The 25,535-nt window shown below is 62.4% G+C and carries 27 protein-coding genes; 18 read left to right on the top strand and 9 right to left on the bottom strand.

Annotated features, from left to right (window positions below):
* Nucleotides 1-11 precede the first annotated feature (11 nt).
* From C2L66_RS19750 to C2L66_RS19790, 9 genes are all read left to right on the top strand, one after another.
* Nucleotides 12-503, top strand: a complete 492-nt coding sequence (locus C2L66_RS19750) for a cupin domain-containing protein (protein WP_054932570.1) — start codon at nt 12-14, stop codon at nt 501-503.
* Nucleotides 504-528: 25 nt separating this feature from the next.
* Nucleotides 529-1,524 carry a hypothetical protein gene (locus C2L66_RS19755; protein ID WP_060603567.1) on the top strand — a complete coding sequence of 332 codons (996 nt, stop codon included), beginning with the start codon at nt 529-531 and terminating at the stop codon, nt 1,522-1,524.
* Between the two features lie 91 nt (nt 1,525-1,615).
* Entirely contained in the window at nt 1,616-3,079 is a 1,464-nt protein-coding gene (locus tag C2L66_RS19760) for an aldehyde dehydrogenase family protein (RefSeq protein WP_060603565.1), read from the top strand.
* 22 nt (nt 3,080-3,101) lie between these two features.
* Nucleotides 3,102-4,160 (top strand): maleylacetate reductase, encoded by a 1,059-nt coding sequence (locus C2L66_RS19765; RefSeq protein ID WP_054932567.1) that lies wholly within the window; start codon nt 3,102-3,104, stop codon nt 4,158-4,160.
* Between the two features lie 64 nt (nt 4,161-4,224).
* A complete protein-coding gene (locus C2L66_RS19770) occupies nt 4,225-5,115 on the top strand; it encodes an intradiol ring-cleavage dioxygenase (RefSeq protein ID WP_060603563.1) in 891 nt (296 codons plus the stop codon).
* Nucleotides 5,112-5,465, top strand: coding sequence for a Rieske (2Fe-2S) protein (locus C2L66_RS19775; protein ID WP_054932566.1), 354 nt, complete (start codon nt 5,112-5,114; stop codon nt 5,463-5,465). The genes C2L66_RS19770 and C2L66_RS19775 overlap by 4 nt, the downstream gene beginning before the upstream one ends.
* Nucleotides 5,466-5,548: 83 nt before the next feature.
* On the top strand, nt 5,549-6,496 hold the full coding sequence (locus C2L66_RS19780; RefSeq protein WP_060603560.1) for an ABC transporter ATP-binding protein: 948 nt from the start codon (nt 5,549-5,551) through the stop codon (nt 6,494-6,496).
* Nucleotides 6,493-7,254 (top strand): ABC transporter permease, encoded by a 762-nt coding sequence (locus C2L66_RS19785; RefSeq protein WP_054932564.1) that lies wholly within the window; start codon nt 6,493-6,495, stop codon nt 7,252-7,254. Before C2L66_RS19780 ends, C2L66_RS19785 begins: the two co-directional genes overlap by 4 nt.
* Before the next feature lie 108 nt (nt 7,255-7,362).
* Nucleotides 7,363-8,601 (top strand): sensor histidine kinase, encoded by a 1,239-nt coding sequence (locus tag C2L66_RS19790; protein WP_054932563.1) that lies wholly within the window; start codon nt 7,363-7,365, stop codon nt 8,599-8,601.
* 63 nt (nt 8,602-8,664) lie between these two features.
* Here the strand turns inward: C2L66_RS19790 and C2L66_RS19795 are convergent, their stop codons facing one another.
* The 3 genes from C2L66_RS19795 to C2L66_RS40715 form a co-directional block, all read right to left on the bottom strand.
* The gene (locus C2L66_RS19795; RefSeq protein ID WP_036000996.1) at nt 8,665-8,790 is read right to left on the bottom strand and encodes an MFS transporter small subunit; all 126 of its coding nucleotides are present in this window, start codon (nt 8,788-8,790) and stop codon (nt 8,665-8,667) included.
* A gap of 22 nt (nt 8,791-8,812) precedes the next feature.
* Entirely contained in the window at nt 8,813-10,216 is a 1,404-nt protein-coding gene (locus C2L66_RS19800) for an L-lactate MFS transporter (RefSeq protein ID WP_054932562.1), read from the bottom strand.
* Between the two features lie 108 nt (nt 10,217-10,324).
* Entirely contained in the window at nt 10,325-10,789 is a 465-nt protein-coding gene (locus C2L66_RS40715) for a hypothetical protein (protein ID WP_148654592.1), read from the bottom strand.
* 27 nt (nt 10,790-10,816) lie between these two features.
* On the opposite strand from C2L66_RS40715, the gene C2L66_RS19805 reads away from it, so the two are divergent.
* Together C2L66_RS19805 and C2L66_RS19810 are read left to right on the top strand one after the other, a co-directional pair.
* Nucleotides 10,817-11,032, top strand: a complete 216-nt coding sequence (locus tag C2L66_RS19805; RefSeq protein ID WP_054932561.1) for a hypothetical protein — start codon at nt 10,817-10,819, stop codon at nt 11,030-11,032.
* 24 nt (nt 11,033-11,056) lie between these two features.
* Nucleotides 11,057-11,737, top strand: coding sequence for a GntR family transcriptional regulator (locus tag C2L66_RS19810; RefSeq protein WP_054932573.1), 681 nt, complete (start codon nt 11,057-11,059; stop codon nt 11,735-11,737).
* A gap of 64 nt (nt 11,738-11,801) precedes the next feature.
* Here the strand turns inward: C2L66_RS19810 and sucD are convergent, their stop codons facing one another.
* Together sucD and sucC are read right to left on the bottom strand one after the other, a co-directional pair.
* Nucleotides 11,802-12,674, bottom strand: coding sequence for a succinate--CoA ligase subunit alpha (sucD, locus tag C2L66_RS19815; protein ID WP_060603557.1), 873 nt, complete (start codon nt 12,672-12,674; stop codon nt 11,802-11,804).
* A 1-nt stretch (nt 12,675) separates the two neighbouring features.
* On the bottom strand, nt 12,676-13,887 hold the full coding sequence (sucC, locus tag C2L66_RS19820; protein WP_060603554.1) for an ADP-forming succinate--CoA ligase subunit beta: 1,212 nt from the start codon (nt 13,885-13,887) through the stop codon (nt 12,676-12,678).
* A 306-nt stretch (nt 13,888-14,193) separates the two neighbouring features.
* Here sucC and frc point away from each other — a divergent pair, with 306 nt between their 5' ends.
* Nucleotides 14,194-15,441, top strand: coding sequence for a formyl-CoA transferase (gene frc / locus C2L66_RS19825; protein WP_060603551.1), 1,248 nt, complete (start codon nt 14,194-14,196; stop codon nt 15,439-15,441).
* A 60-nt stretch (nt 15,442-15,501) separates the two neighbouring features.
* Nucleotides 15,502-16,068 (top strand): hypothetical protein, encoded by a 567-nt coding sequence (locus C2L66_RS19830; protein ID WP_054932556.1) that lies wholly within the window; start codon nt 15,502-15,504, stop codon nt 16,066-16,068.
* A gap of 94 nt (nt 16,069-16,162) precedes the next feature.
* On the opposite strand, the gene C2L66_RS19835 is transcribed toward C2L66_RS19830, so the two are convergent.
* Nucleotides 16,163-16,420, bottom strand: coding sequence for a hypothetical protein (locus C2L66_RS19835; RefSeq protein WP_036001019.1), 258 nt, complete (start codon nt 16,418-16,420; stop codon nt 16,163-16,165).
* 96 nt (nt 16,421-16,516) lie between these two features.
* On the bottom strand, nt 16,517-17,461 hold the full coding sequence (locus C2L66_RS19840) for a LysR family transcriptional regulator (protein ID WP_054932555.1): 945 nt from the start codon (nt 17,459-17,461) through the stop codon (nt 16,517-16,519).
* A gap of 349 nt (nt 17,462-17,810) precedes the next feature.
* Between C2L66_RS19840 and oxlT the strand changes: the two genes are divergently transcribed.
* The 3 genes from oxlT to C2L66_RS19855 all read left to right on the top strand — a co-directional run bounded on the left by oxlT (nt 17,811) and on the right by C2L66_RS19855 (nt 21,728).
* Nucleotides 17,811-19,151, top strand: coding sequence for an oxalate/formate MFS antiporter (gene oxlT / locus C2L66_RS19845; protein ID WP_054932554.1), 1,341 nt, complete (start codon nt 17,811-17,813; stop codon nt 19,149-19,151).
* Nucleotides 19,152-19,184: 33 nt separating this feature from the next.
* Nucleotides 19,185-20,207: a LysR family transcriptional regulator gene (locus C2L66_RS19850; RefSeq protein WP_054932553.1), complete on the top strand. Its 1,023-nt coding sequence runs from the start codon at nt 19,185-19,187 to the stop codon at nt 20,205-20,207.
* Nucleotides 20,208-20,276: 69 nt separating this feature from the next.
* On the top strand, nt 20,277-21,728 hold the full coding sequence (locus tag C2L66_RS19855; protein WP_054932552.1) for an aldehyde dehydrogenase family protein: 1,452 nt from the start codon (nt 20,277-20,279) through the stop codon (nt 21,726-21,728).
* A 77-nt stretch (nt 21,729-21,805) separates the two neighbouring features.
* Here C2L66_RS19855 and C2L66_RS19860 read toward each other — a convergent pair whose 3' ends face one another.
* Nucleotides 21,806-22,429 (bottom strand): LysE family translocator, encoded by a 624-nt coding sequence (locus C2L66_RS19860; RefSeq protein WP_060606870.1) that lies wholly within the window; start codon nt 22,427-22,429, stop codon nt 21,806-21,808.
* Nucleotides 22,430-22,595: 166 nt separating this feature from the next.
* A complete protein-coding gene (locus C2L66_RS19865) occupies nt 22,596-23,081 on the bottom strand; it encodes a hypothetical protein (protein WP_224100442.1) in 486 nt (161 codons plus the stop codon).
* Between the two features lie 437 nt (nt 23,082-23,518).
* Here C2L66_RS19865 and C2L66_RS19870 point away from each other — a divergent pair, with 437 nt between their 5' ends.
* Nucleotides 23,519-24,307 carry a hypothetical protein gene (locus tag C2L66_RS19870; RefSeq protein WP_060603548.1) on the top strand — a complete coding sequence of 263 codons (789 nt, stop codon included), beginning with the start codon at nt 23,519-23,521 and terminating at the stop codon, nt 24,305-24,307.
* Nucleotides 24,308-24,325: 18 nt separating this feature from the next.
* Complete coding sequence (locus C2L66_RS19875; RefSeq protein ID WP_060603545.1) at nt 24,326-25,261, top strand: glycosyltransferase family 4 protein; 936 nt, start codon at nt 24,326-24,328, stop codon at nt 25,259-25,261.
* The last annotated feature ends 274 nt before the right edge of the window (nt 25,262-25,535 follow it).

Here is a 25,535-nt window from a genome sequence, read left to right on the forward strand (position 1 = left end):
AGGAGGCAGACATGCAGCAGACCTGGTTGGGGAGTCTCGACAACTACCGTAAAGGCTCCATCGAAATCATCAAGGGCAAGCCCGAGCACTACGCGATGTCGAATGTGTTCGAAGTCGCGAGCCATGCCGCGCCGTACGAGAAGATCGTGGTCGGCAAGAACCTCAAGTACGTGATCGAAACGCTGCGCGCGGAAGGTGTGTCGCCGTGGTTCACGGCATCGCACGACGAGTTCTGCGTCGTGATGGACGGCGAGATCGACGTGCATTTCATCAAGCCTTCGGACGGCCCGCTCGTCGATGCGCAAACCGAGGGCAGTGTGCGGCTCGACGGCACGCCTTCCGGCAAGAGCATGGGCTTCGTGCGGCTGCGCCGCGGCCACCAGGCGCTGTTGCCCGCGGGCGCCGCGTATCGCTTCGAGACGGCAGGACAAGGTGTGCTGCTCGTGCAGACCATTCTGGGCCGCTATTCGGTCGAGAAGTGGAAAGACATCTGCATTCAGTAACGCACAACCTTTTCTGGAGTGGGTCATGAGCACAGTCAACACGGTTCAAAACGTCTGCGCCGGCGAGCCGGATGCCGCTACGGGTTATCGCACCTTCCGCCTCGGCGATTTCGAGTTTTCACGCGACGCCTACTTCGTCACCGTCAAGTGGCCCGCGAAAGGCGAACGGCGCTCGCATCAGATGCACGCCGACGACTTCCTGCGCGCGATGATGCGCGACGTCGCGTGGGGCTTCTTCTACGGCTGGGTCAATTTCGACGATGTGATCGGCACGCGCAATCACTACGGCAAGGTCGACATGTATGCGGGCGCGTATAACGCGAGCTTCCGCGACGCGGCTGTCGATCATACGCAGCAGTTCGATACGCCCGTCATCATGGCGACCTTCAAGGCGATTCTGCGTGACTGGGTCAACGAAGGCTTCGATCCGTTCGCCGCGCCGGAAGAGACGGGTTCCGCATTCGGCGCGAAGCATGGCGACAACATCGCGGCGATCGAACGCACGCGCATCGCGACGAAGCGCATGCCGGGACTGGAAGGCGATTCGCCGCTGCGCGACGATTTCCCCGTCAACCGGCAATTCACCGATGTCGCGCAAGACGAGCCGGAGATTCACGCCGCGCCCGGCTTCGAAAAGGAACTGCATGCGTTCAGCCTGTTCAAGTATCTGTCGCGCTCGGATGTGACGTGGAACCCGTCGGTCACGTCGGTGTGCAAGCAGAGCCTGTTTTGCCCGACCACGGAAGAATTCGTGCTGCCCGTGTTTCATGGCAATGATCGCGTCGAGTGGTTCCTGCAACTGTCGGATCAGATCATCTGGGATGTCGCCGACAAGGACACGGGCGAGCCGCGTGCGCGCATCACGATGAACGCCGGCGACATCGCCGCGATGCCCGCCGATATCCGCCACAAGGGCTATTCGCAGAAGCGTTCGATGCTGCTGGTGTGGGAAAACGCGACGCCCGATCTACCGAAGCGGTACGAGAGCGGTGAACTGCCGCCGTATCCGATTCAGCTCTAAGCACTTCCTCTGGCGATCTCCGATACACGGCGCCGGCTAGCCGGCGCCGCGGGGACGCTCACGCCCAAACGCCTCATCGAGCAGGACTGACATGCAAACGCAACTCTTCATCGACGGCCGCTTCGTGCCATCGCTTTCGGGCGAAACACTCGCCACGCTCAACCCTCACGACAACTCGGTGATCGCCGAGGTCGCGATGGCGAATCACGCCGACGTCGATCGCGCCGTCGCCGCGGCGAAAGCGGCGTTCCCGAAGTGGAGCAAGATGGCGGGCGCCGAGCGCGGGCGTCTGCTGCTCAAGCTCGCCGATGCGATCGAAGCGAATGCGGACCGGCTCGCACGCCTCGAATCGATCGACACGGGCCATCCGATCCGCGACACGCGCCATCTCGACGTGCCGCGCACGGCAGCGACGTTCCGCTATTTCGGCGGGATGGCCGACAAGTTCGAAGGCTCGGTGATTCCCGTCGAGCAGGGCTTTCTGAACTACCTGACGCGCGAGCCCGTCGGCATCGTCGGGCAGGTCGTGCCGTGGAATTTCCCGCTGATGTTCACCAGCTGGAAGATGGCGCCCGCGCTCGCAGCGGGCAACTGCGTGATCATGAAACCCGCCGAACTCACGCCGCTCTCCAGTCTGGCCATTGCCGAACTGATGGCCGAAGTCGGCTTTCCGGCAGGCGTGGTCAATATTCTGCCGGGGCTCGGGCATGTCGCGGGCCAGTACATCGCCGAACATCCGGAGATCGGCAAGGTCGCATTCACCGGCTCGACGGCCGTGGGGCGCAAGATCGTGCAGGCGTCGAGCGGCAACCTGAAGAAGGTGCAGCTCGAACTGGGCGGCAAGGGCGCGAATATCGTGTTCGGCGACGCGAATATCGATGCCGTCGTGCAAGGCTCCGCGTTCGGCATCTTTCATAACCAGGGGCAGGCGTGCATCGCCGCGTCGCGGATGATCGTACATGAGTCGGTCGCGGACGAGGTGCTGGAAAAATTCGTCGCGCTCGCGCGTTCGATCCGCATCGGCGATCCGCTCGATCCGTCGACGGAAATGGGCCCGCTGACGTCTCGCCAGCATCGCGATCGCGTGCTGTCGTATGTCGATATCGCGCGCGAGCAGGGCGGACGCGTGCTGTCGGGCGGCAAGTCGCCGGACAACACGGCGCTCGCGAATGGCTGCTATGTCGAGCCGACCATCGTCGAAGCGAAGCCGACTGACCGCGTGTCGCAGGAAGAAGTGTTCGGGCCGTTCATGAGCGTGACGACGTTCCGCACCGACGAAGAGGCGCTTGCCATTGCGAACGGCACGGAATACGGCCTCGGTGCAGGCCTGTGGACGCGCGATCTGCAACGCGCGCATCTGATCGCACGCGAGATTCATAGCGGTATGGTGTGGGTCAACTGCTATAAGCGCGTGAGCCCGGGTTCGCCGTTCGGCGGCGTCGGCGCGAGCGGTTATGGGCGCGAAATGGGCTTCGAAGCGATGCGCGAGTACACTCAGGCCAAGTCGGTGTGGATCAATGTCGATGCGCAGATCCCGCCTTATTATCCGCGCTGAATTGTGCTGAATCGCTAACGACATGGAACCGTTCGTCTATCAGGGCTTGCCTTCGCGCGTCGTATTCGGCGTCGGCAGTCTCGATCATCTGGACCGCGAGATCGAATTGCTCGGCGCGCAACGCGCCATCGTGCTGGCGACGCCGCAGCAGCGCGCACAGGCCGAGCAACTCGCGGAGCGCATCGGACCGCGCGCGGCGGGCGTCTATGCCGAAGCCGTGATGCACGTACCCGTCGAAACGGCGCGCGCGGCACGCGAATACGCGGCGCGTGTCGGCGCCGATTGCGCGATCGCCATCGGCGGCGGTTCGACGACGGGCCTTGGCAAAGCAATCGCGCTCGAAACGTCGCTGCCCATCATCGCGATTCCGACCACGTACGCGGGGTCCGAAATGACGCCGATCTACGGCCTCACGGAAAGCGGCGTGAAGAAGACGGGCCGGGACTTGCGCGTGTTGCCGAAGACCGTCGTCTACGATCCGTCCTTGACCGTATCGCTGCCGCCCGCGCTGTCGTTGACGAGCGGCATCAACGCGATCGCGCATGCCGCCGAAGGCCTCTACGCGCAGGACGCCAATCCCATCATGAGCCTGATGGCGGAAGAGGGCATACGCGCGTTGGGCGAAGGCTTGCCGCGCGTGATGAAGACGCCTGACGACCTCGATGCGCGCGGCGCGTGTCTCTATGGCGCATGGCTGTGCGGCGCGGTGCTGGGCAGTGTCGGCATGTCGTTGCATCACAAGCTGTGTCATACGCTTGGCGGCACCTTCAATCTGCCGCATGCCGAGACCCACACGATCGTATTGCCGCACGCGCTCGCCTACAACCGCGCGGCAGCGCCGCACGCGATGCAGCGTATCGCCCGCGCCCTGCACGCCGACGACGCTGCGCAAGCTGTGTACGATCTCGCGCGCGACAACGGCGCGCCGATTGCGCTGAAAGACATCGGCATGAAGCAAGGCGATATCGACATCGCGCTCGATCTCGCGTTGAAGAGCCCGTACTGGAATCCGCGTGCAGTGGAGCGCGAGCCGCTGCGCGCGTTGCTGGAAAATGCATACGAAGGACGCAGGCCCGCATAGCGCGGGCGGTACATCCATCAAGCAGCAAACGACACAACGCGCGCCTACAGAGCGTGAGGACATCATGAGAGAGACAAACGGCAACTCCGCAATTCACCCCACTACCGACATCGTGCTCGCCACGCTTTCGGGCTGCGCCGACGCGCGCCTGAAAGAGATCATGACGGCGCTCATCAGGCACGTGCACGCGTTTGCCGAAGAAGTGCAACTGACAGGCGACGAATGGCGGCGCGGCATCGAGTTCCTCACGCAGACGGGCAAGCAATGCGACGGTATCCGGCAGGAGTTCATTCTGCTGTCCGACACGCTCGGCCTGTCGATCATGCTGGACGCGATTCATCGCCGGCACGACGTGACGGAATCCGCCGCCACGGAGCACAGCCTGCTCGGGCCGTTCTATCGCGAGGGCGCGCACGACGAAGCGTTCGGCGCGAACATCGCCCGCACGGAAGGCGAGCCTGCGCTGTTTCGCGGGCGGCTGATCGACGAAGCGGGCAAGCCTGTGCCGGACGCGCTGATCGAAGTGTGGGAGACGGCCAATAACGGCATGTACGAAGGACAGGACCCGGACCAGCCGGAGAGCAATCTGCGCGGGCGCTTCCGCTCGGGGCCGAACGGCGAGTACGCGTTCCGTTCGATCAAGCCGACGCCCTATCCGATTCCGACGGACGGTCCCGTCGGCCAGATGCTGCTCGCGCTCGGCCGTCATCCGATGCGGCCCGCGCACGTGCATTTCCTGATTCAGGCGCCTGGCTACGACACGCTGACCACGGCCCTGTTCAGTTCCGACGACCCGTATGTCGATTCGGATGCGGTGTTCGGCGTGAAGCCTTCGCTCGTGGTCGACTATGTGACGAACCCGAGCCGCGCCGATGCGAACGAGTGGGACTTGCCGAGCCCGTTCTTCGACGTGCAGCGCGACTTCGTGCTGACGCGCTCAGACGGAGCGGCGTGATGATGACGGCAACGGCGTTATGTCCGCTCGATGACATCCCCGATGGCGGCGGCAGGCAGGTCGCGCCCGCGGCAGGGGGCGAGGCTGCCATCGTCGTGCTGCGCCGCGGCGATCGTGTGTGGGCCTATCGTAATGTGTGCCCGCACTTCTCGATCCCGCTCAACTACGAGCCGGACACTTTCTGGACCTATGACAGCGAGCATCTGATGTGCGCGCACCACAGCGCGATGTTCCGCTTCGAGGACGGCGTGTGCGTCGACGGGCCTTGCCTCGGCGCGGCATTGACGCGCGTGCCCGTGCGGGTCGAAGCGCGGATGGTGATCGAAAGTCAGGAACACAAGGATGTTTGACAAAACCGCGCGCGTAGCCGCTGGAACGTCGGATCGGGCAGAGTAACGGCGTGGCGGGGCGGTATCTGCTATCGTTCGCGTCTATGCTACCCATCATCTCGGTCTCGAATCTGTCGAAGACATACGCATCGGGTTTTCAGGCCCTCAAGCGTATCGACCTCTCCATTCGCCAAGGCGAAATCTTTGCATTGCTCGGGCCCAACGGCGCGGGCAAGACCACGCTCATCAGTATCATCTGCGGCATCGTCAATGCGAGCGAAGGCACCGTGACCGTCGACGGCCGCGATATCCGCAACGACTACCGCGCCGCGCGCTCGCTGATCGGACTGGTGCCGCAGGAACTGACCACGGATGCGTTCGAAACCGTCTGGGCGACAGTTTCATTCAGCCGCGGCCTGTTCGGCAAGCCGAAGAATCCGGCCCATATCGAGAAGGTGCTGCGCGACCTGTCGCTGTGGGAGAAGCGCAATAGCCGCATCATCCAGTTGTCGGGCGGCATGAAGCGGCGCGTGCTGATCGCCAAGGCGTTGTCGCACGAGCCGCGCATCCTGTTTCTCGACGAGCCGACAGCGGGCGTCGACGTCGAATTGCGGCGCGACATGTGGAGGCTCGTACGTTCGCTGAGTGCGAACGGCGTGACGATCATCCTCACCACGCATTACATCGAAGAAGCCGAAGAGATGGCGGACCGCATCGGTGTGATCAACGGCGGCCAGATCATGCTCGTCGAAGACAAGGTGGAGTTGATGCGCAAGCTCGGCAAGAAGCAGTTGACGCTGCAGCTCGAAACGCCGCTCGCGAGCATTCCGGCGTCGCTTTCGCACTATGGGCTGGAGCTTGCGAACGACAACGGCGAGCTGATCTATACCTACGACGCCGAACGCGAGAAGAGCAGCAGCATCGTCGCGCTGCTCAACGACCTCAGCGAAGCGGGTATCCGCTTCAAGGATCTGCATACCACACAAAGCTCGCTCGAAGACATCTTCGTGAGTCTTGTGCACAAGCAACAACAAGAGGAGAGCGTGCGATGAACCTCCATGCCATCCGCGCCATCTACCGCTTCGAAATGGCGCGCACCGGGCGCACGCTGATGCAAAGCGTGATCGCGCCCGTCATTTCGACATCGCTCTATTTCATCGTGTTCGGCTCCGCGATCGGCTCGCGCATTCGCGAAGTGGAAGGCATCAGCTACGGGTCGTTCATCGTGCCGGGGCTCATCATGCTGTCGCTGTTGTCGCAGAGTATTTCCAATGCGTCGTTCGGCATCTATTTTCCGCGCTTCACGGGCACCATTTACGAGCTGTTGTCCGCGCCTGTGTCGTATCTGGAGATCGTGATCAGCTACGTCGGCGCAGCGGCGACCAAGTCGATCATTCTCGGTCTGATCATTCTGGCCACGGCGGGTCTGTTCGTGCCGTTGCAGGTGCAGCATCCCGTCTGGATGATCGCGTTTCTCGTGTTGACGGCCGTCACCTTCAGTCTGCTCGGCTTTATCGTTGGTATCTGGGCCGACAACTTCGAGAAGCTGCAACTCGTGCCGCTGCTCATCATCACGCCGCTGACGTTTCTCGGCGGCAGTTTCTATTCGGTCGCGATGCTGCCGCCCGCGTGGAAAATCGTTACGCTGTTCAACCCGATCGTCTATCTGATCAGCGGCTTTCGCTGGAGCTTTTTCGGGCTGGCGGATGTCAGCGTCGGCATCAGTCTCGGCATGACTGCGTTGTTTCTTTGCATCTTCCTTGCGGTGATCGCGTGGATATTCAAAACGGGCTATCGCCTGAAGTCGTAGTAGGATGATCGTCGTTGGCGCTAAGCCGACATGGGAGCGGGCTGCCGGTCGTCCATCGCAGCCGTTCGATATCGCAGCATGGCGCTATAGGCGAGACGCGAGCGACAAATGGCAACGACGCAATCACGACCGCTCGGCGCATTCGCCGGGCACATCCGCAAGAACGAGATCGAGCTCACCGAGCGCTGGATGAAAGCGGTATTCAGCGACGTCGAGCTGACGGAGCCCGATCGGCTGACGAACGAGCAGTTGACGGACCACGTTCCCGACATTCTCGATTCCATGTGCCGCGCGATCGAGCAGCAGGACCTCGAAGAGCTCGAGTCCGAGATCGAGCGCAAGGCAAAGCTGCACGGCAAGATGCGCTGGAAACAGGGCTACCGCATCGACGAGCTCGTGCGCGAACTCGATCTGTTCCGCCAGGTGCTGATGGGCGCTGTCGTGCAGTACGCGGAGGGGCATCCCGCCTTTACGCGGCGTCATGAAGAGCGCGCGCGTTATTTCATCGACGAGGCGATCAGCTTCGTCACGCTGACGTCGATACGCGAAGTCGTCACGGAGCGCGATCGCAAGATCGACGACTATACGGGGCGGCTGGAGCGCGCCAATCACGAATTGCTCCTCAAGCAGAAGCTGGTCGGCGAACTCTACGAGTCGCGCATGCAAATTACGCGCAGCGTCGTGCACGATCTGCGCAACTTTCTGAATGTGTTTTCGATGGCGTTGCAGCTCGTCGCGCGCGCGCCGTCGAAAACCGAGGCCGCGCTCGCGCTCGCGAACCGGCAAGCCGCCGACATGAAGGTGTTGGTGGACGAACTGGTCGAGTATTCGGTCGTGCTCGGCGACACGAATCAGGTCGCTGTCGAAACCGTCGATCTGCACGCGCTGTTCGACGAACTGGTCGCTTCATGCGGCCCGGCGATCCGCGAGAAGGGGCTCAAGCTGAATCCCTCGTTCGACGGGCAACTGGCTTCCGTGCAGTCCAACCGCCTCAAGCTCAAGCAGATCGCGATCAATCTGCTGACGAATGCATCTAAATACACGAACGCGGGCGAGGTCACGCTGGAAATGAGGGCGCGCGGCAACGACGCCTGGTGTCTGCGCGTGTCGGATACGGGCGTGGGTATCGGCGCGTCGGATCGCGACCGTGTGTTCAAGGAGTTCGAGCGCGCCAATGACGACGATGTGCCCGGCGCGGGTCTCGGCCTCGCGATCGTCAAGGAGTTGTGCCGCATGCTCGACGGCGAGTTGCGCTTCGATTCGCAGCGCGGCGTCGGCACGACGTTCGAGATCACCTTTCCGATGCAGCTGCCGCCTGCGGAAACAGCAGGCGCGCCGAAGTTCTAGCGCAATAAAAAAGGCCGGGCAGCGATGCCCCGGCCTTCTTCAAACTGCGGTGCTGAAATCGGCTCAGCCGAACAGCTTCATCGCCTGCAGCAGCGTGTTCACCACGCCCCACGTCAGCGGAATCAGCACATACACCCAGAACACGGCCAGCAGACCCTTGTTCGTCGGATGAGGCGTTTGCGTCGACATTGTGTTTCTCCTTGGTCCGACCTTATTTGGCGGCCGCGAGTTGCGCGTCCGTCATGTGATGCTTTTCGTGCACGTGCTTGACGAGCAGGTTGCAGATGAAGCCGATCACCAGCAGCACCGTCATGATGTGCACGGTCATCGTGTACGCGTCCGCTTTCGCGACGCCATGCGCGACCTGATACGCACGGATGTAGTTGACGAGCACGGGGCCCGCGACGCCCGCTGCCGCCCACGCCGTCAGCAGACGTCCGTGAATGCCGCCGACGAATGCCGTGCCGAACATGTCCGCGAGGTAGGCGGGCACGGTCGAAAAGCCGCCGCCGTACATCGACAGGATCACGCAGTAGCACAGCACGAACAGCGCGATGTTGCCCGACGACGCGAAGCTCGGCACGAGCCAGTACAGCACGGCGCCCAGCGCGAAGAAGATGAAGTACGTGTTCTTGCGGCCCACGTAGTCCGACGCCGAGGCCCACACGAAGCGGCCGCCCATGTTGAAGAGCGACAGCAGGCCGACGAAGCCCGCGGCTGCCGCGGCGCTCACCGTGTCCTTGAAGCTTTCCTGGATCATCACGGAAGCCTGGCCGAGAATGCCGATGCCGGCCGTCACGTTCAGGAACAGCACCAGCCAGATCAGATAGAACTGGGGCGTCTTCAGCGCCTGGTCGATGTGCACGTGGTTGCGCGTGATCATCTTCTGGGTCGTGGTGGCGGGCGGCGTCCAGCCGGCCGGCTTCCAGTTGGCGGGCGGCACGCGGATCGCGAGTGCGCCGATCGACATCGAAATGAAGTACGCGATGCCCAGCACGATGAACGTTTCAGCCACGCCGATGCTCGTGGCGCTCTTGAAGTGGTTCATCAGCGCGACGGACAGCGGGGCGGCGATCATCGCGCCGCCGCCGAAGCCCATGATCGCCATGCCCGTCGCCATCCCGCGACGGTCCGGGAACCAGCGGATCAGTGTCGACACGGGCGACACGTAGCCGAGCCCGAGCCCGATTCCGCCGATCACGCCATAGCCGAGATACAGCAGCGCGATCTGGTGCGTCCATACGCCCAGTGCCGAGACGATAAAGCCGCCGCCGAAGCAGCACGCGGCCGTGAACATGGTGCGGCGCGGGCCGACTTTTTCGAGCCATTTCCCCGCAAACGCCGCCGACAAGCCAAGGCAGACGATCGCGAGCGAGAAGATCCAGCCGAGCGTGGTCAGCGACCAGTCGTCCGGCGCTGACTGCGTGATGCCGATGACTTTGGTGAGCGGCCCGTTGAACACGGAGAACGCATAGGCCTGGCCAATGCACAGGTGCACGGCGAGGGCGGCAGGCGGCACCATCCAGCGGGAAAAGCCAGGTTGGGCGATCGTTGCCTGTTTTGAAAAGAATGATGGCGAGCTGGCGTTACCGCCGGGCTCAGTGATGCTGCTCATGGTCGGTCTCCGATCGGGCTGAACGTCTGGTTATCGGTTGCAATTGCCGAAACTTGAGGTAGCGCAACTTTTAGAAGATATGTTGGGCTGCAACATATTAAAAACGTGCTACCGGGGGCCAAATTCGGCAATGGCGAGACGATAGGTGCCCGGGACCCGCTTGGCAATATGAGAATTAAGTACATATGGAAACGGCTGCGACCGTTGTGCATAGCGGGATACAGCGATTTCAAGCGGCATGCCGCCGCAGGCGACCGCGTGACGCAGTTCGGCAGCGCATTCATTTCGGGGTGGAATCGGTACGGGCGTGCAGTTTGCTGCGTTAGCACATGGAAAGGCCCGCACGCGCTTTTTTGAGATGGCAATCGGCCTTGTTTTGCTGTTGACGAACCGTTCTAAAAGTACAGTTCTCAGCCCAGGAAAAAAGTACAGTAAGCGCTCTGACGGCCAGCCATGGCGGTTCCGGGCATGGCGTGCTACGTTGGGATTGTTGTCGCCGCTGAACAACTGTGTCTGATATACCACATACAAGATACTTGATTTTTTCCGCGACGCAGCATATGATTGAGTCATCCAATCACTCAATGACCGGAGCATCAAATGGATTTCGTGTCGCTCGCATTCTTCGCCGTCGCTGTCGTGGGCCTGGGTTCGGCCGCAACCGTGCTGCTGACCCGGTGGATTCCGCAGCATGTCGCCGAGCTGGCATCGAAGCATGGCCGCTACGTGGGTCTCGAAGCCGCCACGGTGCGTGAAGCAACGCCGTACCGCGCGCGCGTCGAAGCCGCGATGAACGCGGTTGGCTCGTCGAACTAAGCAGTGTCCACACCCGCACTGAACCTGCCTCTGGCGCTGCAACCCATCGGTAACAGCGCCAGCCTCCGCGATCAGGCCTACGCGTTATTGCGTCAGGCCATCGCGGATGCGGACATTTACGCGTCGAGCGAAGAGATTCGCCTCGACGAGCGCGCGCTGAGTGAATCGCTGGGCGTGAGCCGCACGCCCGTGCGCGAGGCGATGACGCTGCTGGAGCAGGAAGGTTTTCTGCGCATGGTGCCGAGGCGCGGCATCTATATTGTGCGCAAGAGCAAGCGTGAGATCGTCGAGATGATCCAGATGTGGGCCGCGCTGGAAAGCATGGCCGCGCGTCTCGCCACGCTGCACGCCACGGATGAAGAGATCGCGCGGCTGCGGCACATGTTCGATCAGTTCCGCGATTCGACGCCGGCCGAGCATATCGCCGAGTACTCGGATGCGAACATTGCGTTCCATCAGTCCATCGTCGAACTGTCGAAGTCGCAGATCATTCTCGATACGATCAAGAACATCTTCATTCACGTGCGCGCGATTCGCCGCATGACTATTTCGCAGAGCGACCGCGCGTCGCGTTCCATCGTCGACCATCTGCGCATCATCGAGGCACTGGAGAAGCGCGACACCGAACTCGCCGAGCGTCTCGTGCGCGATCACTCGCTCGGACTGGCGGCTTTCGTCGAAGCGAATTGCGATTTTCTGGATTGAGCGTTTCTGCCTGACGTATCCAAAGGCCAGCGGACCTGACGGTCCGCTGGCCTTTTTCACATCGTCACTGCATGGCCTTGAGCATCGTCTCGCCGAGCGCCGCCGGCGACTGCGCGACGTGAATGCCCGCCGAGCGCATCGCGTCGATCTTCGCGCCCGCCGTGCCCTTGCCGCCCGAGATGATCGCGCCCGCGTGGCCCATCCGCCGTCCGGGCGGCGCGCTGGTGCCGGCGATGAACCCCACCACCGGCTTGTTCGAACGCGCGTCCTTCAGGAACTGCGCGGCGTCCTCTTCGGCCGAGCCGCCGATTTCGCCGATCATGATGATGCCTTGCGTGTCGTCGTCGGCGAGGAACATTTCCAGACAGTCGATGAAGTTCGTACCGTTGACGGGATCGCCGCCAATGCCGATACAGGTCGTCTGCCCGAGCCCCGCCGCCGTGGTTTGCGCGACGGCTTCGTAGGTCAGCGTGCCCGAACGCGACACCACGCCGATCTTGCCTGGACGATGAATATGCCCCGGCATGATGCCGATCTTGCACTGGCCCGGCGTGATGACGCCCGGACAGTTCGGTCCGATCAGGCGCGTCGCCGAACCCGCGAGCGCGCGCTTCACGCGCACCATGTCGATGACGGGAATGCCCTCGGTGATGCAGACGACGAGGGGGATTTGCGCGTCGACGGCTTCGAGAATCGCGTCCGCTGCCATGGGCGGCGGCACGTAAATCACGGACGCGTTCGCGCCCGTTGCATCGACGGCATCGGCGACGGTGTCGAACACGGGCAGCCCGAGATGGGCCGCGCCGCCCTTGCCGGGCGTGACGCCGCCGACCATCTGCGTGCCGTAGGCGAGTGCCTGCTCCGAGTGAAACGTGCCCTGCGATCCCGTGAAGCCCTGGCAAATCACTTTGGTGTTGCGATCGATCAGTACGGCCATGTCAGTTCGCCTCCGTCGCGTTGTTTTCCTTCACTGCGGCGACGACTTTGCTCGCCGCGTCGGCGAGATGATCGGCCGAGAGAATCGGCAGCCCCGAGTCGCGCAGAATCTGCTTGCCGAGTTCGACGTTCGTGCCTTCCAGCCGCACCACGAGCGGCACGCGCAAGTCCACTTCGCGCGCGGCGCTGACGACGCCTTCGGCAATCACGTCGCAGCGCATGATGCCGCCGAAGATGTTGACCAGAATCCCTTCCACTTTCGGGTCGCGCAGAATCAGGCGGAACGCGGTCGCGACGCGTTCTTTGGTGGCGCCGCCGCCTACGTCGAGAAAGTTCGCCGGCTCGCCGCCATAGAGCTTGATGATGTCCATCGTCGCCATGGCGAGGCCCGCGCCGTTCACCATGCAGCCGATGTTGCCGTCGAGCGTGACGTAGTTGAGGCCATGCTTCGCGGCTTCCAGTTCGGCGGCGTCTTCTTCCGCTTCGTCGCGTAGCGCTTCGATGGACGGATGGCGGAAGAGGGCGTTGTCGTCGAAATTGATCTTCGCGTCGAGCGCGATCACGTCGCCTTGCTGCGTGACGACGAGCGGATTGATCTCGACAATCGACGCATCCAGCTCGACGAACGCGCGATACGCGTTGGCGATGAACTGCGTCGCCGACTTGATCTGCTTGCCCGTCAGCCCGAGGCCAAACGCGATCTGGCGCGCGTGGAACGGTTGCAGACCCGTCGCGGGATCGATCGCGACCTTCAGGATCTTCTCGGGCGTGCGCGCGGCCACTTCCTCGATCTCCATGCCGCCTTCCGTCGACGCCATCACCGTGATACGCGACGTGCTGCGGTCGATCAGCATGCCGAGATACAGTTCGCGCTCGATCGCGCAGCCTTCCTCGATATAGACGCGCTTCACTTCGCGCCCCGCCGGCCCCGTCTGCTTCGTGACGAGCACGTGCGACAGCATCCGCGCCGCGTTCAGACCGACATCGCTGACCGACTTGACGACGCGCACGCCGCCCTGGCCGTCCGGATCGTCGGCGAAACGGCCCGCGCCGCGCCCGCCCGCATGAATCTGCGATTTCACGACCCACACCGAGCCGCCCAGCGCGAGCGCCGCGTCCTCGGCCTCCTGCGGCGAGAACGCGACGCGACCATTCGGCACGGCGACGCCGTAGCCTTTCAGCAGTTCCTTCGCCTGATATTCGTGAATATTCACCTGTCTCCTCGCTAGATGGATTCGACGCTCGGCGGCGTCAATTGATAGGGCGGTCGGCTCAGGGTTGAAATATGGTATGTGATATATCAGAGATGCTCAAGCGGATAAATTGATCGGGGTTTTCCCTTTGTGAAGCCGGTCCTTAACCCGCGATTCGGCGTCTTTGCCTTGTCTCGCAAGGCTCCGGGCGATTCAAGCCGGTTCTTCTTACGAAGGTGAAAGCGCTTGCAGCGATTAGATATATCACATACCGTATAGAACACGGACGATCGAAAACAGAGCGTCAAGTGCTCGGAGGGGACAGACATGGGTAAAGCACTCGACGGTGTGCGCATTCTCGATTTCACCCACGTGCAATCGGGCCCGACCTGCACGCAGTTGCTCGCATGGTTCGGCGCGGACGTGATCAAGGTAGAGCGCGCAGGCGCAGGCGACATCACGCGCGAGCAACTGCGCGACATCCCCGACGCCGACAGCCTGTACTTCACGATGCTCAACCACAACAAACGCTCGGTCACCATCGACACGAAGAACCCCGAAGGCAAGCTCGTGCTCGAGGCGCTGATCCAGAAGTGCGACGTGCTGGTGGAGAACTTCGCGCCGGGCGCGCTGGACCGCATGGGCTTCACCTGGGAGCGCATCCAGGAGCTGAACCCGAAGATGATCGTCGCGTCGGTCAAGGGCTTCGGCCCCGGCCCGTACGAAGACTGCAAGGTCTACGAGAACGTCGCGCAATGCGTGGGAGGCGCGGCCTCCACCACCGGTTTCGATGACGGCCCGCCCGTGGTGACGGGCGCGCAGATCGGCGACAGCGGCACGGGCCTGCACCTGGCGCTGGGCATCGTCACCGCGCTCTATCAGCGCACCATGACGGGCCGCGGCCAGAAGGTGCTCGCGGCGATGCAGGACGGCGTGCTGAACCTGTGCCGCGTGAAGCTGCGCGACCAGCAGCGGCTGGAGCGCACGGGTGTGATGAAGGAGTACCCGCAGTATCCGAACGGCACGTTCGGCGAAGCGGTGCCGCGCGCGGGCAATGCGTCGGGCGGCGGACAGCCGGGCTGGATTCTGAAGTGCAAGGGCTGGGAGCACGATCCGAACGCGTACATCTACTTCATCACGCAGGCACCCGTGTGGGTGAAGATCTGCAACGTGATCGGCCGCGAAGAGTGGGCCACCGACCCCGAGTACGCGACGCCCGCCGCGCGCCTGCCGCGCCTGAAGGACATCTTCGCGGAGATCGAACGCTGGACGATGACGAAGACCAAGTTCGAGGCGATGGAGATCCTGAACAAATACGACATTCCGTGCGGGCCGATCCTGTCGATGAAGGAGATCGCCGAAGACGACTCGCTGCGCAAGACGGGCACGATCGTCGAGGTCGATCACCCGGTGCGCGGCAAGTATCTGACGGTGGGCAACCCGATCAAGCTGTCGGACAGTCCGACGGAGGTGACGCGCTCGCCGCTGCTCGGCGAGCACACCGACGAAGTGATGGCCGAACTCGGCTATTCGCGTGAACAGATCCAAGCGCTGCGGACCGTCGGCGCGATCTGAACGAAGCACGAAGCGAAACATGGAACGAACCAGCGCGTAGGCGCGACGCAAGGAGATGACATGCCGGAAGGTGCGGGTTTCATCGCGTGGTCGGGACTCGAGCGCCTGGAGCTATATGTGTTCGTGTTCTCGGGCGCATTGCTGCTGGCGATCGGCTCGACCGCATTCGTCAACCGGCTCATGCATCGCGGGCGGAACATGCGGCAAGTCGCGGCAGGCGACAAACTCGTCGATCTGCTGGCGATGGGATTGTGTATCTGGCTCGGTTACGCTTTTGTCAACGAGCCTGCGCAATTGCCGGGCATCGCGGCGCTGTTCGCCGTGAGCCTGCTGGCTGCCGCACTGGGCGCGCACGTGATGCTGACCACGCACGAGCACCCTATGCGCGCGCCTGCGCATTGCGGCATGTTGGCGAGGCGCGGTGGGTCGTTGCGCGTCGCGTGGGACGGCGACCCTGCACGCATGCAAGTCGCCGACGATTTCACGCAGCGCTGGATCTGGACGAGCAATCCGCGCCGCACGCAGGCGCGCTGTATGTCAGCCGCGAGAAGCCTGCATATGACGCACGCGGCGATGCGCGTGCGCAGCCGTCAACGTTATCAGGTCAAGCGTCACGGAAGTCACTGAATAAAACACATGACGGCCGTGCTTCGTGAACCGCCGTTAAGGATTCACGAAGCGCGGCCGTCGGAGAGAGTCATCGATGAACTGCAACCCTGCGTCATTGAGCGACGGACTCGCGATAGAACTGGCTCTTCCGGTCGAAGATCAGTTGCGCGAGAAAGTCGGCGTCATAGGCGTTGAGCAGATGCGATTGAAAGCGCTCGATATAGGCGGTGATGCGCGCCATTTCATTGCTGACGTCGTCGAAAAAATCAAGCGTGGCCTGGCTCCAGCGAAACCGCAGGCCCAGATCGCTGAACGCGGCGTTGTAGGCGCTCAGCAGCGCTTCGTTGTGCAGATCGGCAGACTGATTCATTGCAGGACTCCCATGTCGAGTGACGAGGCTCGACAGAAGCATAGGAGCCGCAATGAATCCGCAATAGTTAAAGTTTTATTGGCTATCCATAGCCGGTCACTTATGGACGGCCAGTTGATTGACGCGCGTGATCTGTTCGATCAGGGCCGCGCCTTCTTCCATCAGAAAGCGCTTGAACGCCACGGCAACGGGCGGCAACCGCTTGTTCTTGCGATGCACGACGTACCAGTTGAGCATCACCGGAAAGCCTTCGACATCCAGCACGACGAGATGCCCGACCTGCAATTCGAGGCTGATCGTATGCGCGGACAGAAACGCGATGCCCATGCCCGCGATCACGGCCTGCTTGATGGTCTCGGTGCTCTTGATTTCCATCGCGATCTTCAGGTTCGTGAGGCGCCCGGCAAAGCCTTCTTCCATCGAATTCCACGTGTCCGAGCCGCGTTCGCGGACCACGAAAGCCTCGTTCGCAAGCTGGCTCATCTTGATGTTGCGCCTGTTGGCGAGAGGATGCGTGGGCGCCGCGACGATCACATACGGATGCGGCGCGAACACTTCGTTGATCGCATCCATTTCCTGCGGCGGACGCACCATCACAGCGAGATCGGTCTGATTGGTCGACAGCTGATGCAGCAGTTCTTCGCGATTGTGCACGGCAAGATTCAACTCGACGCCCGCGTAGCGGCGCGTGAATTCTGCGAGCAGCCGCGGAAAGAAGTAGTCGCCCGCACTGATCACCGCGACGTTCAGTTTGCCGCCCGATATGCCTTTGAGCTGGCCCATCGCTTCGTCGACTTCATGAAATTGCTGAATGATCGCGCGGCTGTAGTGGAGCATTTCGGTGCCCGCCGGCGTCAGGTAGATCTTCTTGCCGAGCTGCTCGAAAAGCGGCAAGCCCGCATGTTCTTCCAGTTGCCTGACCTGGGTGGAAACGGCGGGCTGCGTGAGATGCAGTTCCTCCGCCGCGCGCGAAAAGCTCAGATGCCGCGCCACTGTTTCGAAGACTTTCAGCTGGCGGAGGGTCGCGTTACGCATTGTCATGGCGGATGTATAAGCGAAGGTGAATCCTCATGGTAACAAACTTTAATTATCAGTAATTCAGCATTGACCCTAGCATGGATTCTGTAATGGACGATTCGCTGCACGAACATCGGGTTAACGCTTAAAAACAAGGCTCCGATGCGAAAAATACACAAGCCGGTGACGGCGGCTTTTAACAGGCAAATAAGGCAGGCGATAAATCGGATTAAAGGTTTTTTATAAAAGAAGTAGTGGAATTGGCATTGCGAATTACCCCGAAGCAGCCCGTTTGGGGACACAACTATAAGGTGGCATGCATACAGACCGGCGCTTTGGCCGGCTGCCCTAAATAGATAGCGGAGACAGGCACATGAACAGCATTTCGCAGCAAGCTCCCGTTGCGTTCTGGCGCAACCGGTGGTGGCAACTGGCATTTGGCATCTTGTGCATGGCGCTGGTCGCCAACCTTCAATACGCGTGGACGCTGTTCGTCACACCGATGAGCACAAAGCATCATTGGGGGCAGGCTGAAGTTCAGCTTGCGTTCTCGATCTTCATTCTGACCGAGACGTGGCTGGTGCCGGTGGAAGGATGGCTCGTCGACCGTTTCGGTCCTCGTCCCGTCGTCGCGGGCGGCGCGATTTGCGCGGGCCTTGCATGGGTGATGAATTCCTATGCGACGACGCTGCCAGAGTTGTACGCCGCGTCCGTGATCGCCGGTATCGGCGCGGGCGGGGTGTACGGCACATGCGTCGGCAATGCGCTGAAGTGGTTCCCGGACAAGCGCGGTCTCGCAGCAGGTTTGACGGCAGCAGGTTTCGGCGCGGGCGCGGCCGTCACGGTGATTCCGATTGCAAACATGATTACGCGCTCCGGTTACGAGCACACGTTCATGTTCTTCGGCATCCTGCAGGGCGTCTGCATTTTCGTGCTGGCACTGCTGCTGAGAAAGCCCGACGGCGCCAAGGCACCGCCCGCCAAGCGCAAGTTCGCGGTCACCAAGCAGGATTACACGCCGGGCCAGATGATCAAGTCGCCGGTGTTCTGGGTGATCTATGCATCGTTTGTCGCGGTTGCTGCAGGCGGCCTGATGGCGACGGCGCAAATCGGTCCGATCGCAAAAGACTGGGGCCTCGCGAAGCTGCCGATGACGCTGTTCGGCGCCACGCTGCCGCTGCTGACGATGACGCTGTCCATCGACAACATCTGCAATGGCTTCACGCGTCCGCTGTGCGGTTTCATCTCCGACAAGATCGGCCGCGAGAACACGATGTTCGCGATCTTCATCGGCGAAGGGCTCGCGCTGCTGGGGCTGATGGAGTACGGCCAGAACCCGTATGCGTTCATGACGTTCGCGGCGCTGATCTTCCTGTTCTGGGGCGAGATCTTCTCGATCTTCCCGGCCATCTGCGCGGACACGTTCGGCAGCAAATATGCGGCGGCGAATGCGGGCACGCTCTATACCGCGAAGGGCACGGCATCGCTGATCGTGCCGATCGCTTCCGTGCTCGCGGCGACGGGCGGCTGGAACCTGGTGTTCATCGTCTCGGCGGTGATCACGATTGCGGCGGGCGTGTCGGCGAAATTCGTGCTGGCACCGATGCGCGCGCGCTGGATCGCTTCATCGAACGAGGCATCTCGCGAACTCGAGCCGGAACTGGCGGCAAACGGACCGGGCCTGCGTCACTGGCCGGAACAGACGGGCGAATAAACCCGTTTCACTTCAACATGGCGACCTGAACACATGAACGTATCATTGCAGCAATTGAAGGTGTTCGTCGCCGTCGCGCGTCAGCGGAGCTTCACCCGTGCGGCGCGCGAGTTCGATCTGACGCAGTCGGCCGTGAGCCGGTGCGTGCGCGAACTCGAAGAGGCAATTGCATTGCGTCTCTTCGATCGCACGACGCGTCAGGTCGAACTGACGACAGCGGGCTCCCGGCTCGAACGGCGCATCGCCCGGCTGATCGAGGAAATCGAGCTGACCTTGCGCGAGGAGCGTGCCGCGCACGAGGAGCACACGGGCGTCGTGGTGGTGGCGTGCGATCCCGTGACGTCGTCGGGCTGGCTGCCCGAGCGGCTCGCGCGCGGCGCCGCGATCTTCCCCGATCTGATCGTCACCGCGAAGGAACAGCCTCAACATGCCGTGCTCGCCGCCATCGAGCAGGGCGAAGTCGACTTCGGCGTACTGTGCGACGCGCACGTTGCGGGCGCCGATGCCTTTCACATCCAACCGCTCGTTTCGACGCCGCTGTGCGCGGTGCTGCCGCAGGCGCATCCGCTTGCCGCCGGCGCCGCGCTGCACTGGGAAGCGCTGCGCAATACCAGGACTGTCACGCAACTCGTTACGCTCAATGCGGAAGCGGGCACGCGCAATGTAACGGAGCGGGCATTGAACGTGCATCGTATCGATGCGGCGCGCGCCAACGAATGCGGGCATCTCGCCGCGGCGCTGCGCATGATCGAACTCGGTCTCGGCATTGGCGTATTGCCTGTCGACATGCAAGCCGGCGCGCTGCCGGCGTCGCTCGTCGCGCTTCCGCTCGTGCCCGAGGTGTCCGTGACGACGGTGCTGGTGCGCCGCCGCAACCGCTCGTTGCGACCGAATGCCGAAGCCGTCTGGGCGCTGTTTGCCGGCAAGGAACTGCCCGATCATGCTGGCGCGTCGGCGGCGTCTGGCGCAGCATCTGTCAATCCAACCATAAAAGGAGCCACCCACGAACCGATGCCGTGCGTACCCGATGAAGAGGCGTTGATGCGTGCCTCATAAGCGCGAGGGTGCGGGCGGTTCAGCCAACGGTTCGCGAAGCAGCCATATCGCAATCGCAAGGAGTACGAGATGGACACTGAAACCGACCTCAGACGCTACGATCTGCTCATCGACGGCAAGCGGCTGCCGCCCGGCACCGGCGAATACACTGTCGACATCAACCCCGCGACTGAAGAGCCGATAGCGCTCGTCGCGCAAGGCAGCGCGCAGGATGTCGATACGGCCGTCAAGGCCGCGCGCGCCGCGCTGAAAGTGTGGAACGGCATGCGCGCCGCCGAGCGCGGCCGGATTCTGATGCGCTTCTCCGAACTGCTACGCGAGCACCAGGACGAAATCGTCGCGCTGGAAAGTCTCGACGCGGGTAAGCCGCTCGCCTCCGTCAAGCGCCAGGACGTGCCCGCCGCCATCGATACGCTCGCGTACTACGCCGGCTGGTGCGACAAGATCAACGGCCAGGTCGTGCCCGTGCGCCCCGATGCACTGACCTACACGGTGCGCGAGCCCGTCGGCGTGGTCGGCGCGATCGTGCCGTGGAATTTTCCGCTGATGATCGGCATGTGGAAGATCGCGCCCGCGCTCGCATGCGGCTGCACGATGGTCGTGAAGCCCGCCGAGATCACGCCGCTGTCGGCGTTGCGGATCGGCGAGCTCGCGCTGGAAGCGGGCGTGCCGCCCGGCGTGCTGAACATCGTGACGGGTAAGGGGCGCGTGGTGGGCGATGCGATCGTCGCGCATCCGGGTATCGACAAGGTGACGTTTACGGGGTCACCGTCGGTCGGGCGCGGCATTCTGCAGGGCGCGGCGGGCAACTTCAAGCGCGTGACGCTGGAACTCGGCGGCAAGTCGGCGAACGTGATTTTCGCCGATGCGAATATCGACAACGCCGTCCGCGCCGCCGCCTCGGGGATTTTCTTCAATACGGGTCAGGTGTGTTCGGCGGGCTCGCGCATTCTTGCGCATCGCGATGTCTACGACGAAGTGGTCGAAAGGCTCGCGGCGCGTGCGAAAGGGCTCAAGGTCGGCGATCCGTCCGAGCGGGAGACGACCATGGGCCCGCTCGTCTCGGCTGCGCAGATGAAGACGGTGCTCGATTACGTGGACATCGGCAGGAACGAAGGGGCGTCGCTCGTGACGGGCGGCGCGCGCATCGGGCAGAAGGGCTTTTTTGTCGAGCCGACGGTGTTCGCGAACGTCGAGCACGAAATGCGCATTTCGCAGGAGGAAATCTTCGGGCCGGTGGCGAGCGTCGTGCGTTTCAACGACGAAGAGGACGCCGTGCGCATCGCGAACGGCACCGCGTACAGCCTCGCGGCGGGCGTGTGGAGCGCGGATATCGGCCGCGTGCATCGCGTCGCGCATGCGCTGAAGGCGGGCACGGTCTGGATCAACACCTACGGCTATACCGACGTGCGCCTACCGTGGGGCGGCTCGGGCGATTCGGGCTTCGGCCGTGAACACGGCGATGCCGCGATCGAAAACTTTACGGAGCCGAAGTCGATCTGGCTCGCGCTCGAACATTGATCGCGGCGCGGCAATGAAAAAACGGATCGGACGTTTTGTGTCCGATCCGTTCTTTTTTCTGGCGCCGCAGCGAGGATTCAGCTCGAACGCCGCACCAGCAGGAAGCTCACGCCGACCGCGCCGAGAAATGCGCCGCAGCAGCGGTTGAACCAGCGGCGCACGGTGGCACGCGTCAGCCATTTGCCGAGATACATGCCCGCCCACGAATACAGCGCGATCGCGAGCCATTCGAGCACGAGAAAGCTGGCGCCGAGCACGGCGAATTGCGGCAGCATCGGCTTCGAAATATCGACGAATTGCGGCAGGAACGCGGTGAACACCAGAATCGCCTTCGGGTTGCCCGCCGCGACAAAGCATTCCTGGCGCGCGATGCGCCACAGCGAAGCGTCGTCCTGCTTCATCCCGTCCATCGGTCCGGCGTCGCTGCGCCACAGCTGGACGGCCAGCCAGATCAGATAGGCGGCACCCACCAGTTTGATCGCAAGGAAGAACACTTCGGATGCGTGCAGCACGACGGCGAGGCCCGTTGCAGCGAGCACCAGCATGCCGGCAAAGGCGACCAGCCGTCCGCTGCCGGCGACGAACGCCGTCATGAAGCCGTGCCGGGCGGCAACGTTGATCGACAGCAGATTGTTGGGCCCGGGCGCCATGTTGATCGCGAAGCACGCGGGAAGAAAAAACAGCCAGGCGGTGAGAGACATGACGGCTCGCTCGGACGGGCCGCCGCGCGGCGTTGGTTCGCACAGCGCGCGGCGGTAAATGCAGAGGGAAATATCCGATTGTAGCGAAATGTCGGCTGCGGCTACGCCGCAGCGCAAGAGAATTGCGCCGCCGCCGGCAGCGCCAGCGCGAAGCGGAACGCGCCTGTTATTCGACCGGCTGTAGCGATTGCTGAAACGACGGATCTCTGACGATCGTATCGACGCTGATTTTCACGACGTCGTCGAGTGCGAGCGCGGGGTTCGTGAACTTCTGCCGGAACAGATGGACCGTATTGCTCTTGACGTAGACAGTCTGCTTCGTCGACGCATTGGTGACGAAGTAGCAGATGGTCATCGTCCACGTGGCCCGCGGCCGCGCATCGTCCACCGACAACACCTCGATCCGGCCACTCAGCACCAGCTTGTCGTGGGTCGTCACGGCGATGCCCGACTTGCGCCATGCGGACACGACAGCGTCGCGCACCGCCGACTCGACACCTTTCTTCAGCAGGATGGACGTCGTCGCCGTATTGGGAATGCGATCGAAGCTGACGTGGCCATCGCGCGCGGGCATGTACGCGAAGTCGCGGGCGGAGGCGATGACGAGCGCGTTGTCGGCAGGCGTCGAGGTCGACGCGGTGGAGCGGGGCACGAAGAAGGAGCAAGCGGAGCTGAGGAGCGCGAAGCAGGCGATGCTGGATCGTTTGAGCAGAAGCGGGTTCACGGCGATGGCGCAGCAGGCGTGTCGCTGCGGTATGAAAGTCGAAAGGCGAGAGTGTGTCGCGCGGGCCTAAGCGCGAATATGAGACGCGTCCTAAAAATACGGTCGCTGCATCGGATCGACAACGTCGGCAGGCCAACAATTGAATACGGTCAAAGCACGCGCGATGGGGGCCGAGTCCAGCCAGAAGGGCCGGCTTCACGCGATCCGGCTATGTTCGCGCCAAGTTTTTTGAGCGGTGTCAATGTTGCAGGTCCGCATCTCAAAAACGCACCCCTCTTATCGCATTAAGAGTCTTCTTACAGTCTTTTTTTGGATAGTCCGCGATACTCATCGACGCTCATTTTCATCCAGACAAAGAGACCTCCATGCTTGACTCGTCCGCGCTTCAATCGATGAAACCGCTTTTCATGACGCCATGCTACGGCGGCAACGTCATGGCGAATTTTGCAAACAGCCTGCTCGCCCTCAATAACGCGATGTGGCAGACGGGCATGCAGAGCTCGGTGCGAATCCGTTCCGGCGAAAGTCTGATCACGCGCGCGCGCAATGAGGCCGTCGCGGAATTTCTGCTCGATCCGGGCTACACGCATCTGTTCTGGATCGACGCAGACATCGGCTTTTCCGTCGATCAGGTGTTGCGGCTGCTGCTAGCCGATCGCGATGTCGTGGCGGGCGTCTATCCGCTCAAGCGTTTCGACTGGCCGGGCGTGCTGCCCGGCGGACTCACGCAGGAAACCTTCGCCGCACGCTACCTGCGCTATCCCGTGAACGCGCACGACGGTGTGTCGTCCGCGATCGACAGCGACGGCTTTCTCGAAGTCAGCGAAGCGCCGACGGGCTTCATGTGCATCAAGCGCAGCGCGATCGAAGCGATGATCGCGCGCCTGCCCGAACTGAAGTACGTGCCCGACGGTCCGCCCGATTCGCCGCTCTACGACCTCTGCTACCGCTTCTTCGATGTGATGGTCGAGCCTTCCACTCGCCGATACCTGTCGGAAGACTATGCGTTCTGCCGCCGCTGGCGCGATATTGGCGGGCAGGTATTCGTCGATACGCAATCGAAGCTGTCGCATCAGGGCATCTACACGTGGCACGGCGACTTCGGCGCGTCAATGGCGACGAGCCCGCTGACGGCGATTGGCGGCGAGTGCTGACCCGCGACGGCTCGACACATGAACATGGAAACCAACGAACTGAGCGTGCGCGCGCGTGGCGGCACGGAATTGATGCTGCGAGCGCTTCACGCGCGACTCGATCCGGAACTGGTGCGGCAGTTTCAGATCATTCCTTCCCGCGTGCGCGGACTCGACCCCGACCGTAAGCGCATTCTTTGGCTGCACGACAAACCAAGCCGCGAAGAATCCAGCTTCCTGGAACAGGCTGAAAATCGTGCAGCGTTTGCGGGCATTGTGTGTGTGTCGCATTATCAGGCGGCGCTGTATCAGATGATTCCTGGCGTGCCCTATGCGGAGATGAGCGTCTTGCAAAACGCGATCGAGCCATTCGGCGCCTATGTTCCGCGACGCAGCGAGCGCATCCGGCTGATCTATCACACGACGCCCGATCGCGGCCTCGAAATCCTCGTTCCCGTCTTCGAGTATCTGGCTGAGCGCCATCCCGACATTGAGCTGGACGTCTTTTCGAGCTTCAGCATCTACGACTGGACGGAGCGCGACGCGCCATTTCTTCCGTTGTTCGAACGATGCCGCGCGCATTCGCGCATCCGTTACCACGGCGCGCAGCCGAATGCGGTAGTGCGCGAGACGCTGAGCGAATGCGACATCTTCGCGTATCCGAACATCGAACCCGAGACGAGTTGCATCGCCGCCATCGAAGCCATGTCGGCGGGCTGTCTCACGGTCTGCGCGGCGTACGGCGGCTTGCCGGAAACCTGCGCGAATTTCGCGAGGCTCTACCCGTTTACCGAAAACCGGCAGGCACACGCGCAGCGCTTCGCCGCCGTGCTCGACGAGGCAATCGAAACCGTCCGGCTGCGCAAAGCGGAAGACGAGTACTGGCGCGCGCATCAGGTCGAATATTTCACGCGCTTCTATTCGTGGGACAGACGCATCGGCGAATGGGATGCCTATTTGCGCAGCCTGCTTTGACGGGCGGTTGTGACTGAAGCCGAAGCCGTCGTCTGCGACGGACGATGGCTGATTTTTCTTAATGCAAGTGCGTTCAAACCAAGACAGTTTTAAGAAAATTAAGAGTTAACCGATTCGGCTCGCGTCCTCCGCCCCGTAAACTTTAAAAATCACTTGTCGGGCTGCGCGGCGCGATGGAGCGACCAGCCGGTCGCGGGATCGATCGATCCATCTTTGCCTCGCCACGCGCCGTAGCCGTGCCTTCCCGGTACAGCCGCTCATGCCCGCCGCCCTT

Origin of the sequence: Paraburkholderia caribensis (genome assembly GCF_002902945.1) — a bacterium.
GTDB lineage: Bacteria > Pseudomonadota > Gammaproteobacteria > Burkholderiales > Burkholderiaceae > Paraburkholderia > Paraburkholderia caribensis.